Raw genomic sequence first — 13069 nt, forward strand, 5'->3', positions numbered from 1 at the left:
CGTGATTAGTCGCGGAAGTTTTTGTACTGAAAGGCTTGTTCTAATTCGGCCCCTTTGATCAGTGCGATTACCTGTTGCAGATCATCACGTTTTTTACCCGTGACCCGCAATTCTTCGCCCTGGATAGCAGTCTGAACTTTGATTTTGGAATCTTTGATCAGTTTTACCAGCTTCTTGGCAGTTTCTTTATCAATGCCTTGCTTAAACTCGATGTCCTGCTTACAGGTTTTACCGGTTTTGCTGACATCTTTCATGTCCAGAGAGCGTGTATCAATGTTGCGTTTGACACATTTGTCTCTGAGAATACTTTGCATTTGCTGCAGCTGAAAATCACCTTCGGCTGTCATGTTAACGATATTTTCGTTACGGTTGAAACTGGCATCGACGCCGCGAAAATCAAAGCGGGTAGAAATTTCACGATTTGCGTTATCAACCGCATTTTGCAATTCGGATAATTCGATTTCCGAAACAATGTCAAATGATGGCATGTTGCGTACTCCTTAATGTGTTTGAGGTATCTGAAAAGCCCCGCATCTGCAGGGCTTTTGTTAACTTACTTTGATACCTTTTTTCTCCATGGCGGCGTATATTAATTTCGCCTGAACCAGGGTAATAACGTTACTGATCAACCAATACAATACCAGTCCCGCCGGGAACCATAAAAAGAAAATACTCATGGCGACGGGCATCCACTGCATGATTTTCTGTTGCATCGGATCTTGCACTGTGACCGGGTTAAGTTTTTGCAGCAAATACATGCTGGCACCGGTGAGCACTGGTAGTACGAAATAGGGATCCATTACCGATAGATCTTCAATCCAGAAAATGAAACCGGCGTGGCGTAATTCTACGGATTCCAAAAGTACCCAATATAAGGCCAGGAATATCGGCATTTGCAGTAATAATGGAAAACAGCCGCCCATGGGGTTAGTTTTCTCTTTTTTGTACAACTCCATCATGCCCTGTGACATTTTCTGGCGGTCATCACCGTAGCGTTCTTTTAAAGCCTGAATTTTGGGTGCCAAAGCGCGCATTTTCGCCATGGATTCATACTGAGCTTTGGTCAGCGGGTACATCAAACCTTTGACGATAACCGTAATAATGACGATAGCCGCTCCCCAATTGATAACGATGCCTTGTATAAAGCTCAGTAAGCTGAATAGCGGCTGTGCCAGCCACCACAAAAAGCCATAATCTACCGTTAGATCCAGTCCACGCGCCAGGTTTGCCAGGGTTTCCTGGTCTTTTGGCCCGATATACAGGGTACTGTTAACGGTAGTTGAATCACGTGGTGCGACAGTTACCGGTGAGCCGGTATAACCAATCACTGCCTGATTTTGATTTACTACACGGGAGTAAAGATTAATGGTGTTTTCCTGAGGTGGTACCCAGGATGAAACAAAATAGTGTTCCAACATGGCAACCCAACCACCCAGGGTGGATTCCTTCAGGTTTTCATCCTCAATATCGGAAAAGTCGTATTTTTTGTAGCGCTCTTCTTCAGTGGAGTAGGCCGCGCCACGGTAGGTGGGCATAAACATGCTGCCGCCTTTGCGACCGGTAACCTGTTTTAACTGGGCATATTGCTGGAACGTGATATTGCTGTCAGTACTATTGGTTACTTGGTATTCCACATTGATAGCATGGCTGTCACGGGTAAAAATAAAAGTTTTGGTGTAGCTGATACCCTCAGCAGAGACAAATGTCAGTGGCACGCGTAAGGTGTCTTCCGTCATGCTGTAACTATCAGCCACCGCGTTATAAATGGGTCTGCCCTGAGGATTGGAATCCGGCCCTTGTTTACCCACCAGACCACTTTGTGCCACATAAAGTAAATCACTTGTCGGGCTTAAAATCTGGATAGGATCGGACTTTTCAATTTCCAGTGGGAATTTTAATAATTTGGCGGAAATAACATCGCCACCCTTGGTGTCAATCAGCACTTCGAAACTGTCGGTAGTGACGGTGATTATTTTGTTACTGCCGGTTGCTGTAATGGCAGGAGATACCGAACTTTGTCCGGCAGGGACGTCCGCCGAGGCAGTACCGCTTTGAGCGGCAGGAACAGCATCTGTTGCCTGGACAACTTCAGTTGATGCTACGGGTTTTGGGCCATAGTCTACTTGCCACTGATTCCATAATAAAAAGGAGACCAGAGCCAGTCCGATGACGAGAAAGCTGCGTTGAGATTCCATAATAATATCAGTTCTTTTTAGTTTTTTGCGGAATGGGGTCGAAACCACCGGGATTCAATGGATGACACCGGATAATTCTACGAATTGTTAACCAGGAACCTTTCAGGGCTCCATGTTCTTCAATAGCCATAATGCTATACTGAGAACAGGTTGGATGAAAGCGGCAATTTTGCCCAAGTATGGGCGACATCAGCCTTTGATAAAGTTGTATGAACATGATTAATGCCCGGCGCAACGCTTTATCAACTTTTTCCATAGTTTTTCCAGTAACAGGGTTACTTCTTTATTTTCCAGTTCCCCAACGCCAGACTTTGCAATAATAACAATATCTATGTTCGGAAAACGGTGGGCTTGTTGACGAAAACTTTCTCTGATCAGGCGTTTGAGTCGGTTTCTGTCGACGGCTTTTTTAACTCTTTTCTTAGGTATAGTGATACCTAATCTGGGATTAGTCAGATTGTTTAATCTGGCAAGAGCGGTAATTTGAGGAGAGACTGCTGGGGTAGCGTCTTGAAAGACATGCTCAAAGTGAGCTGGTTTTAACAACCTAAACTCTTTGGAAAAATCCTGAGAACTCACTTTGAGATCATATCAAACACTTAAGCTGATAAGCGGGCACGGCCTTTAGCACGACGTGCGGCAAGAACTTTACGTCCATTTTTAGTAGCCATACGTGCACGGAATCCATGACTGCGCTTACGCTTCAGATTGCTGGGTTGAAAAGTTCTTTTCATCTTAATATCTGCCGCAGTTGGTTGAAATAAATAGGGTTACCCCCGATTTAAGGACGCGCAATTCTAAAGACTTTAATTGTAAAGATCAACAGAATAACGGCTTTTCTTTTAATAACTGGTGATAATCCTATTCTTCAACAAACTTTGGACAAGTTTTGAACCTGATATGCACAGTTTATCCACAGACAGCCCAAATGTACTACTAAATATACCCAGGTTACCGCTCTGAATCGGGTAATTTGCGGATTGTGCACGGGGCCAGTTTAAAATATCAAAAGTGCGTAAATTCAATCAATTAGCGGGGTAAACAGACAATTTTCTGAAATCGAATGTACTTTTAACTCTGGTTATACGATAATTCACAGTCTGCTTAAAATCCCCGAAAATAAAATAAAAGATACATGCAAATTTGGCAAAGTTGTCTAAAAAGACTTCAGGAAGATTTACCTGCTCAACAATATAGTATGTGGCTCAGGCCGTTGGAACCTGAAGTCGAAGGTAATTGTTTAACATTATTTGCGCCGAATCGGTTTGTTTTGGATTGGGTCAGGGATAAGTATTTGGGTCAGATTAGCGATCTGATTGCAGAGTTTTCGGATAACAGTCAGCTGACGCTGCGTTTTGACGTAATCACTAATCGCAGGCAGCAAACTCCAGCGCCTCAATTGGCGGCAGCGCCGGTGCAATTCGCCACCCCAAGCAAAGCGCCGCAATTCGTAGATTCACGTCCTAATAGTAATAACCAGCATTTAACCAAAGCGCCTGAGCCTGAAGTAAAACCAGCCACCCACAAGAGTAATATCAATTTAAACTATCAGTTCGACAACTTTGTAGAAGGTAAGAGCAACCAGTTGGCCAGAGCTGCTGCACAGCAGGTGGCGGATAATCCGGGCGGTTCCTACAACCCATTGTTTATTTATGGGGGCACAGGTCTGGGTAAGACTCACCTGTTACATGCTGTAGGTAACGGTATTCTTAAAAAGAAAAGCAATGCCAATGTGGTTTATATGCATTCTGAGCGTTTTGTTCAGGATATGGTAAAAGCATTGCAGAACAACGCCATCGAAGAATTTAAACGTTATTACCGGTCAGTAGACGCGTTATTAATAGATGACATTCAGTTTTTCGCCAATAAAGAGCGATCTCAGGAAGAATTTTTTCACACCTTTAATGCCTTACTTGAGGAAAATCAACAGGTTATATTAACATCAGATCGTTATCCTAAGGAGATCGACGGAGTTGATGACAGGTTGAAATCGCGTTTTGGTTGGGGACTGACCATTATTATTGAGCCACCCGAATTAGAAACACGGGTGGCAATTTTAATGAAAAAGGCAGCGGAAAACCGGGTGAACCTGCCAAATGAAGTGGCGTTTTTTATTGCCAAGCGTTTGCGTACTAATGTCCGTGAACTGGAAGGTGCATTGAATCGTGTTATTGCAAACGCCAATTTTACCGGAAAGCCTATTACGATTGAATTTGTCCGGGATGCATTAAGAGATTTACTTGCACTTCAAGATAAACTTGTAACAATAGACAATATTCAGAAAACCACAGCTGAATACTATAAAATTAAAGTCTCTGATCTGTTGTCTAAGCGTCGAAGTCGCAGTGTGGCCAGACCCAGACAGATCGCCATGGCACTGGCTAAGGAATTAACTAATCATAGCCTGCCGGAGATTGGAGACGCGTTTGGTGGTAGAGATCATACAACAGTGTTGCATGCTTGCCGTAAAGTGAAAGAACTGAAAGACGAAAATCACAATGTGAAAGAAGACTTTCAGAATTTAATTCGAACCTTGTCGTCATAAAAAGAGAATAAAAATGAGATTTTCGATAGCGCGCGAAGACTTTTTAACTCCATTGCAACTGGTATCCGGTGCGGTAGAAAAAAGACATACACTACCAATTTTGTCCAATGTCCTGATCAAAGTCGAAAATGGCTCACTGTGGTTAACGGGTACCGACCTTGAAGTGGAGCTCATTTCCAGTACGGCACTTGGCGGTGATTTTGTTGACGGTGAAGTGACTGTACCAGCCAGAAAGTTATTCGACATCTGTCGAAGCTTATCTTCAGAAGCCTCCATAGAATTCACCGTAGACGGAAACAAGGTATTGGTTAAAAGTGGCAGAAGCCGCTACACCTTGTCTACGCTGCCCGCAGACGATTATCCCAACCTGGAAGACTGGGAAGGTGAAATTGAATTTGAAATGTCACAGAAGAACTTACGTTCTTTAATTGAAAAAACGCACTTCAGTATGGCTCAGCAGGATGTCCGTTATTACCTCAATGGTTTGTCGCTGGAGCTGGAAGGGGACTTGATTCGTTCTGTGGCAACAGACGGACATCGTCTGGCTCTGAGCAAGCACACTTTGGAAGGCGCTGCATTTCCTACTAACCAGGTGATTATCCCGAGAAAGGGCGTGATGGAAATACTTCGCCTGATTGGAGATGAAGATGCTTCGCTGAAAATTCAGATTGGCTCTAATCATATACGCCTATATTCTTCTGATTTTATCTTCACCAGTAAACTGGTAGACGGACGTTTTCCTGATTATCGCAGAGTGTTACCCAGAGACGGCGATAAACACATCAAGGCAGACAAAGTACTGTTAAAAGAGGCATTAACCAGAGCCTCTATTTTATCGAATGAAAAGTTTCGGGGTATTCGCCTGGACCTGAGCAATAACGAAGTACAAATTACTGCTAACAACCCGGAACAAGAAGAAGCCGTTGAGATCATTGATGTTGACTATCAAGGAGATAGTTTGGAAATTGGTTTTAATGTTGCCTATTTGATTGATGTTTTGGGGGCAATCGACGACGACACCATCAAGTTAACGTTGGCCGATTCCAATAGCAGTGCGCTGATCGAAGCAGAATCGACAGATCAGTGTTTGTATGTAGTTATGCCAATGAGACTGTAAACTAAACAGTATGGTGCTGTCTCAGCTGGTACTTTCTGATTTCAGAAATATTAAATCTTGCGATATTTCGCTATCAGAGCGGTGCAATGTTTTTTATGGTGACAATGGTTCTGGTAAAACGTCATTACTGGAAGCTGTGTATCTTTTCTGGAATAGTCGTTCTTTCAGAACTGCCCGGTTGAGTGAGATAGTGGCGCACCAACACAACGACTTTTTGATTCATGGTAAAGTGTCAGACACTGAATCTGATTTTCCTTTCGGCCTGAGTTATGCCGGTAGAGAAAAGGAAAGAATTGCAAAGTTTAACGGTGAGAAAGTCAGGCGCAGTTCTCAACTGGCTGCAATGTTACCCGTTTATTATTTTTCTCCACAGAGTGATGCAATTCTTTCTGGTTCACCTGGGAACAGAAGAAATTTACTTTTTTGGTACTTGTTCCACGTGGAACCTAAATTTAATGAAAATTACCAGTATCTGCAAAAAGCGCTTAGCTCCAGGAACAAACTTCTGAAAGCCGTTGTCAGGCAAGACGAGTTGGTATTTTGGGAAAAAGAAATTTCCAGATATTCGATTGAATTAAAGCGCATTTCTGAAAACCAGGTCAGGGATTTACATGACCAGTTTAAAAAAGAATGCCTTCTCTCTGATAAAGAACAGCAGGGAGCTGAGTTAAGTCTTTTTGACAAACTGAACGGTTTAGATATTCATTATCCATGGAAGGTGGATGAGGACTTAGAGAGTGATTTAGCCAGTAAAAGAGAAATGGAATTTAAACTGGGTTACACCACATTGGGCTATCACAAGTGTGATCTCAAAATTGGGACTAGTCAGGGAAAGAAAAGTTTTAGCCGGGGCGAGGAAAAGTCCATTACATTGACTTTAATAATTTCAGTGTTAAAGATAATTGCCAGCAAAACAAACAAGAATATTTTGGTATTGATTGATGACTTGATGGCCGAACTGGACCAAAAATTTACATCAATGCTGATTCAAAAGTTATCGAGTTTACCTCTACAACTCTTTATAACGACTTTAACTAAAGACTCACTGCTTTCAACAATTGAAAAACAGTTTTCAAATTTTAGATTGTTTCACGTGAAACAAGGTGATGTCATCGAGGAATACAATGTCTGAAGAAAACAATAATTATGATTCGTCGAGTATCAAAGTACTGAAAGGTCTTGATGCTGTAAGAAAAAGACCCGGTATGTATATTGGTGATACAGATGATGGTACCGGCTTACATCACATGGTGTTCGAGGTAGTTGATAACTCAATTGATGAGGCGCTTGCTGGTCATTGTTCCGATATTATTGTCAAGATTCACCTTGATGGCTCTGTATCGGTTCAGGATGATGGCAGAGGTATTCCTACTGAAATACACCCGGAAGAGGGTGTGTCAGCTGCAGAAGTTATCCTGACAGTCCTCCATGCCGGCGGAAAGTTTGACGATAATTCTTATAAAGTATCAGGTGGTTTGCACGGAGTAGGTGTTTCGGTTGTTAATGCACTATCTAAAAAACTGATGCTCAGAATCAGACGTCAGGGTGAAATATTCGAACAAGAATACACCCATGGCGATCCAAACTACCCGTTAAAGCCCGTAGGTAATTGTAAAGATACTGGAACCACGATTCATTTCTGGCCAAGTGAAAACACCTTTTCTAATACTGAATTTCATTACGATATCTTAGCAAAACGACTCAGAGAGCTCTCTTTCCTAAACTCCGGTGTATCAATTCGTCTAATTGATGAGCGTGACGGCAAAGAAGATCACTTCATGTATGAAGGTGGTATTAAAGCCTTTATTGAATACCTGAATCAAAACAAAACACAGATTCATCCTAATGTATTCCATTTTGTTTCCGAACGAGATGATGGCGTAACTGTCGAAGTCGCCATGCAATGGAATGATTCATTCCAGGAAAGCATCTTTTGTTTTACCAATAATATCCCTCAGCGGGATGGTGGTACTCACCTCGCTGGTTTCCGTGGTGCATTAACTCGTACCCTGAATAACTATATGGAAACTGAGGGTCTGAACAAAAAAGCCAAAGCGAGTACCACGGGTGATGATGCCCGAGAAGGATTAACTGCTGTTGTTTCAGTAAAAGTACCGGATCCAAAGTTTTCATCTCAAACAAAAGACAAACTGGTTTCTTCAGAAGTTAAGACAGCCGTTGAAACTACCATGGGTGAAAAACTCAGTGAGTTCTTGTTAGAGAATCCAGGTGATGCGAAAACCGTCGCCACTAAAATTATCGATGCAGCACGTGCCCGTGAAGCAGCACGGAAAGCGCGAGAAATGACCAGAAGGAAAGGAGCGCTTGATCTGGCCGGCTTACCCGGGAAACTCGCAGATTGTCAGGAAAAGGATCCGGCTCTCTCTGAACTCTACATAGTGGAGGGTGACTCTGCAGGTGGTTCAGCTAAGCAAGGTCGTAACCGTAAAAACCAGGCTATTTTACCTTTGAAAGGTAAGATTCTTAATGTTGAAAAAGCGCGCTTTGACAAGATGTTGTCATCACAAGAAGTTGCAACACTTATCACGGCTTTAGGTTGTGGCATTGGCCGGGACGAATACAACCCGGAAAAGCTCCGTTATCACAATATTATCATCATGACCGATGCTGACGTGGACGGCTCGCATATCCGGACCTTATTGTTAACGTTTTTCTATCGTCAAATGCCGGAAATTATCGAAAGAGGCCACATTTACATCGCTCAGCCGCCGCTTTATAAAACCAAAAAGGGTAAGCAAGAACAATATCTAAAAGATGACGAAGCACTGGAAGGTTTTCTGACTAATATTGCGTTAGATGGCGCTTCACTCCACGTTAATGACGATGCTCCGCCCATTCAGGGTGCCGGACTGGAAACCTTAGTCAAGCAGTTCACCAGTACCAGTAAACTGATTAAGCGTATGTCTCGAATTTATCCTATTCATATCCTGAATAATCTTGTCTATTCTGATGTTTTGAATATGGAAGTTTTGGAAGACAGCACTAAGGCAAATGCTTTTGCAGAAAAATTTCAGGCTCAGTTAACTGAAAGTGAAAAAGATGGTGCCCTATATACTGTAACAGCTGAGCATGATGAAGAGCACAACATTTCAAAAATTGTCGTAGTGGTGCGACAGCATGGTGTTGATACTACTTTTAACTTTAATTCCGATTTCGTTAAATCAGGTGAACTGATTCAGATTAATGCCCTGAATAACGCCATTAATAACCTCTTTGAAGAGAATGGTCATGTGAAGCGCGGTGAAAAAGTATTTCCCTGTACCCGATTTGCAGAAGCCTTTGAATGGTTGATGGCAGAATCTAAAAAGGGCCAATATATTCAGCGCTATAAAGGACTGGGTGAAATGAACCCGGAGCAACTGTGGGAAACTACCATGGACCCTGAAACGAGACGAATGTTGCAGGTATCAATTGAAGATGCGATAGGCGCGGATCAACTGTTTACCACTTTGATGGGAGATAATGTTGAGCCCAGAAAACTGTTTATTCAGGAGAATGCGCTCAGGGTTACTAATCTTGATGTGTAGTGATTAAAGACCAAAAAAAAGCTCCTTTCGGAGCTTTTTTTATAACTTTAAAACAGTGACTTTTGGATCCAGCCAGCTATTAAAATCGATTTGAAAAATATACTTTCCTGATTCCTCGGGAGTAAATACAAAGTTATCAACGGGTGTATCGCAATTGGCGCTAACCGTCAAATTCACCTTCAGATTTTCATCACTGTTCTTGTTCTTGTAACCACAACTTAATCCAGACGTCCAATTTTTGTCTGCAAATTTAAAGTCATAAGGCTGACCATCGGCTACCAAATCTACTATGACCCGGTAAACATGCTCCTGCACTTCAGTGACACGATAGGCTTCATCAGCTTCCCACCAGGTAAAACTGCCCCGCAAGTAGAGCTGACTATAATCTGGCTTATCGCCTGACAAATTGTCAACAAATGTCTTGGTGCTGGTACAGCCAAACATTAGTAAACTGAGGGCAGCAATCCGGGAAATGTTAAATAACGTTTTCAAAAACTTAACCCTGCAAAATCGAGAAGTCGGCTATTGCCAAAAACTCATTGCGTATAGCTGATATGATAGCAAACCTATTTGCCCGGACAGCATCGTCATCAGCGTTTACCATGACATTTTCAAAGAAATCCGCGATTGGTTGTCGTAATTTTGCCAATTGAGAAAGTCGGGTAGTGTAGTAGTCTGCATCCGAAGCATCATTTTCTGTGGTTTCCCTTACTTGTGAATACACATCCCACAGAAGCCCTTCTTCTTTGTCTGCAAACAAGGCTGTATCGACAGTTGTATCGTCTATCGGGTTCTTGGCAAGTATATTGGCAATCCGCTTGTTGGACTCTGTTAACACAGCCAAGGTCTCTGTATTGTTATCAATAAAGTTAGTAAGTGCTTCTAATCTGTACTTTATCGTTTCAATAGCGCTATTGCTTGCTTTGATAACCGAGCGTACTCTGTTTACCGGTGCACCTTGTTCTATAAAATAGTTTTCCAAACGCGCCATAAAAAACTGATTCAATTGCTCTGCCCAGTCATTGTTGGTGAGCATATCATCCTGAAATAATGAAGATGATAACTGAGCAAAACGATCCAGATCGAAGGCAATATCATTGTCTAACACTATCTTGATGATGCCTAACGTGGCTCGTCTTAAGGCAAATGGATCTTTATCACCCTTGGGTAGCAACCCGATCCCAAAAATACCGACTAAAGTGTCTAGTCGCTCTGCAATTGACACTACCTGTGCTATCTGACATTGCGGTAAAGTGTCGCTGGCGGAACGAGGTTTATAGTGGTCGGCAATCGCATTGGCCACAAGTTCATTTTCGCCTTCTTTGATGGCGTAATAACGCCCCATATAACCTTGTACATCCGGAAATTCGTAGACCACCTTGGAAGTGAGATCAGATTTAGCCAGCAATCCGGCCCTAAAACAAAGCTGTGGGTCGCCTAATTGCAGGGCCTCTGATAAAAACTCACTGAGCTTAGCTACTCGTTCAGATTTATCATACAAAGTACCCAACTGTTTTTGATAGACAATTGATTTAAGACTATTCAGTCTTGTTTCTGTCTTAACAGACAGATCGTGTTTGTAAAAGAACTGCGCGTCGGCCAGTCTTGGTCTGACAACTTTTTGATTACCAGAGATCACTGATTGAGGATTCACGCTTTGAATGTTGGTGACAAACAAGAACTGATTCAGCAATTTGCCATCAGATTTGCTGAGCAACGGGAAGTAGCGCTGGTCATCCTTCATCGTATAGATTAGGGGTTCTTTGGGGACCTCTAAAAAGGCATCATCGAACTCTGCCCCTAACACCACCGGAAATTCAACTAAGCTGGTGACTTCGTCAACCAAATCGTCGTCCTGAACCACTTGTGCATTGAGGGCGTCTGCCTGTGCTGTCAGTCCCTGAACTATGGCCTGTTTACGCTGTTCAAAATTAACAATGACGAACAAACTTTCAAGGTGCGACTCGTATACGTCGGCGTTGGCAATGGAATGCAGTCCTGGAGAATGGAACCGATGCCCGAGCACCTGATCATTAGCCTGTTTTCCATAGGCCTGCAGCGGTAAGACTTTGTCGCCATAAAGACAACATAAATTGTGCACTGGCCGAACAAACTGGTGATCGGTATTTCCCCAACGCATTACTTTGGGAACGGGTAACTTAGCCAGTGCGTCTGTTATGATGATTTGAAGACAAGAATCAATATTCTTACCTTTTTCCTGGACCGTGACCTGAAGCCATTGGCCTTTAGGGGTTTCTACTACGCTTGCGTCTTCCAGGGCAATATTGTTTGATTTTGCCCAGCCTAATGCTGCACGAGTCGGAGCGCCGCTGGCGTCATATGCATTGGCTACCGGTGGCCCTTTTTTAACGATTTCAACGTCTGTTTGTTTATCCGCAAGCGCAGAAATGTGTAATGCCAGTCTGCGCGGAGTTGCAAACCAACGGGCATTTTCAAAACTAAACCGATTTTGCTCTAAACCCTTTACGACATTGTCCAGAAAAGCCTGCCCTAAGGTCTTTAACGCTTTTGGTGGTAATTCTTCACAGGCCAGTTCTATTAATAAGTTATTTGTCACTGTCTTTAATTCCTTTACGCTTTATCACTGGAATTACACATGGGGAACCCAAGTGATTCTCTGGCGTTGTAGTAGGCCTCTGCGCAGGCTTTAGCGAGTGTTCGCACTCTGAGTATATATCTCTGTCTTTCTGTGACTGAGATGGCCTGGCGAGCGTCTAAAAGATTAAAATAATGGGATGCTTTCATTACCTGTTCGTACGCCGGTAAAGGGAGCGATTGTTCGATCAGTAACTGGCTTTGTTTTTCCGCTTCATCAAAGTACCTGAACATATTTTCAACGTTGGCAATTTCAAAGTTGTACTTTGATTGTTCTACTTCGTTTTGATGAAAAATATCGCCATAGGTCACTTTTCCGAAAGGTCCGTCTGCCCATACCAGATCATAAATCGAATCAACCCCTTGTACGTACATGGCCAGTCGTTCCAGTCCGTAGGTAATTTCGCCGGTGACGGGTTTACACTCCAGGCCGCCCACCTGCTGGAAATAGGTAAACTGAGTGACTTCCATACCATTTAACCAGACTTCCCAGCCCAGACCCCAGGCACCGAGTGTAGGGGACTCCCAGTTGTCTTCGACAAAGCGAATGTCGTGTTCTAGCGGGTCAAAGCCCATTTCTTTCAACGAGCCCAGATACAAATCCTGAATATTCTCGGGTGACGGCTTAAGCATGACCTGAAACTGGTAATAGTGCTGCAGTCTGTTAGGGTTTTCACCGTATCGGCCATCAGTGGGTCTGCGACAGGGTTGTACATAAGCACTACTGATTGGCTCAGGGCCGATAGCACGTAAAAATGTCATGGGGTGAAAGGTGCCGGCACCGACTTCTAAATCTAAGGGTTGTACGATGACGCAACCCTGACGTGCCCAGTAATCCTGGAGGCTCAGGATTAACCCCTGAAAGGTATTTAAATCAAAATTTGCCATATCTGTGTCAATTCAACGAAAATGGCCGAAGTATACCTGTTGTAATGGTCATTATGTAGCCCAAATCAAATGAATGAGCATATTTAAGCGTTGTGGCGGTGTAGTAATGCCCGATTAGCAGTAATCCACACCTGAATTATCCGCCGGCAGCATTGTCAGT

Annotated in this window: 12 protein-coding genes; 4 read left to right on the top strand and 8 right to left on the bottom strand. The window is 43.1% G+C overall.

Going from position 1 to position 13069, the window contains the following annotated elements; translation table 11 throughout:
• Positions 1 to 5: 5 nt before the first annotated feature.
• Genes LJ740_RS17705 through rpmH form a run of 5 tightly spaced genes read right to left on the bottom strand, consistent with a single transcriptional unit; the run spans position 6 to position 2929 of the window.
• A complete protein-coding gene (locus tag LJ740_RS17705) occupies positions 6 to 488 on the bottom strand; it encodes a YajQ family cyclic di-GMP-binding protein (protein WP_229530452.1) in 483 nt (160 codons plus the stop codon).
• 60 nt (positions 489 to 548) lie between these two features.
• The gene (yidC, locus tag LJ740_RS17710) at positions 549 to 2195 is read right to left on the bottom strand and encodes a membrane protein insertase YidC (protein WP_229530453.1); all 1647 of its coding nucleotides are present in this window, start codon (positions 2193 to 2195) and stop codon (positions 549 to 551) included.
• Between the two features lie 7 nt (positions 2196 to 2202).
• Positions 2203 to 2451 carry a membrane protein insertion efficiency factor YidD gene (gene yidD / locus LJ740_RS17715; RefSeq protein ID WP_229530454.1) on the bottom strand — a complete coding sequence of 83 codons (249 nt, stop codon included), beginning with the start codon at positions 2449 to 2451 and terminating at the stop codon, positions 2203 to 2205.
• Entirely contained in the window at positions 2415 to 2774 is a 360-nt protein-coding gene (gene rnpA / locus LJ740_RS17720; protein ID WP_229530455.1) for a ribonuclease P protein component, read from the bottom strand. The genes yidD and rnpA overlap by 37 nt, the downstream gene beginning before the upstream one ends.
• A gap of 20 nt (positions 2775 to 2794) precedes the next feature.
• Positions 2795 to 2929: a 50S ribosomal protein L34 gene (rpmH, locus tag LJ740_RS17725; RefSeq protein ID WP_014290886.1), complete on the bottom strand. Its 135-nt coding sequence runs from the start codon at positions 2927 to 2929 to the stop codon at positions 2795 to 2797.
• A 401-nt stretch (positions 2930 to 3330) separates the two neighbouring features.
• Between rpmH and dnaA the strand changes: the two genes are divergently transcribed.
• Genes dnaA through gyrB form a run of 4 tightly spaced genes read left to right on the top strand, consistent with a single transcriptional unit; the run spans position 3331 to position 9405 of the window.
• Entirely contained in the window at positions 3331 to 4740 is a 1410-nt protein-coding gene (gene dnaA / locus LJ740_RS17730) for a chromosomal replication initiator protein DnaA (RefSeq protein WP_229530456.1), read from the top strand.
• Positions 4741 to 4753: 13 nt separating this feature from the next.
• Positions 4754 to 5857 (top strand): DNA polymerase III subunit beta, encoded by a 1104-nt coding sequence (dnaN, locus tag LJ740_RS17735; RefSeq protein WP_229530457.1) that lies wholly within the window; start codon positions 4754 to 4756, stop codon positions 5855 to 5857.
• 10 nt (positions 5858 to 5867) lie between these two features.
• A complete protein-coding gene (gene recF / locus LJ740_RS17740; protein WP_229530458.1) occupies positions 5868 to 6989 on the top strand; it encodes a DNA replication/repair protein RecF in 1122 nt (373 codons plus the stop codon).
• Positions 6982 to 9405 (top strand): DNA topoisomerase (ATP-hydrolyzing) subunit B, encoded by a 2424-nt coding sequence (gene gyrB / locus LJ740_RS17745; protein WP_229530459.1) that lies wholly within the window; start codon positions 6982 to 6984, stop codon positions 9403 to 9405. The genes recF and gyrB overlap by 8 nt, the downstream gene beginning before the upstream one ends.
• Positions 9406 to 9444: 39 nt before the next feature.
• Here gyrB and LJ740_RS17750 read toward each other — a convergent pair whose 3' ends face one another.
• From LJ740_RS17750 to glyQ, 3 genes are read right to left on the bottom strand one after another with little or no spacing between them, the layout of a single operon-like run.
• On the bottom strand, positions 9445 to 9897 hold the full coding sequence (locus tag LJ740_RS17750; protein WP_229530460.1) for a hypothetical protein: 453 nt from the start codon (positions 9895 to 9897) through the stop codon (positions 9445 to 9447).
• 4 nt (positions 9898 to 9901) lie between these two features.
• A complete protein-coding gene (gene glyS, locus LJ740_RS17755) occupies positions 9902 to 11983 on the bottom strand; it encodes a glycine--tRNA ligase subunit beta (RefSeq protein ID WP_229530461.1) in 2082 nt (693 codons plus the stop codon).
• A 14-nt stretch (positions 11984 to 11997) separates the two neighbouring features.
• Positions 11998 to 12909 carry a glycine--tRNA ligase subunit alpha gene (glyQ, locus tag LJ740_RS17760; protein ID WP_229530462.1) on the bottom strand — a complete coding sequence of 304 codons (912 nt, stop codon included), beginning with the start codon at positions 12907 to 12909 and terminating at the stop codon, positions 11998 to 12000.
• Between the last annotated feature and the right edge of the window lie 160 nt (positions 12910 to 13069).

It is taken from the genome of Planctobacterium marinum (assembly GCF_020687805.1).
Classification (GTDB): domain Bacteria; phylum Pseudomonadota; class Gammaproteobacteria; order Enterobacterales; family Alteromonadaceae; genus Planctobacterium; species Planctobacterium marinum.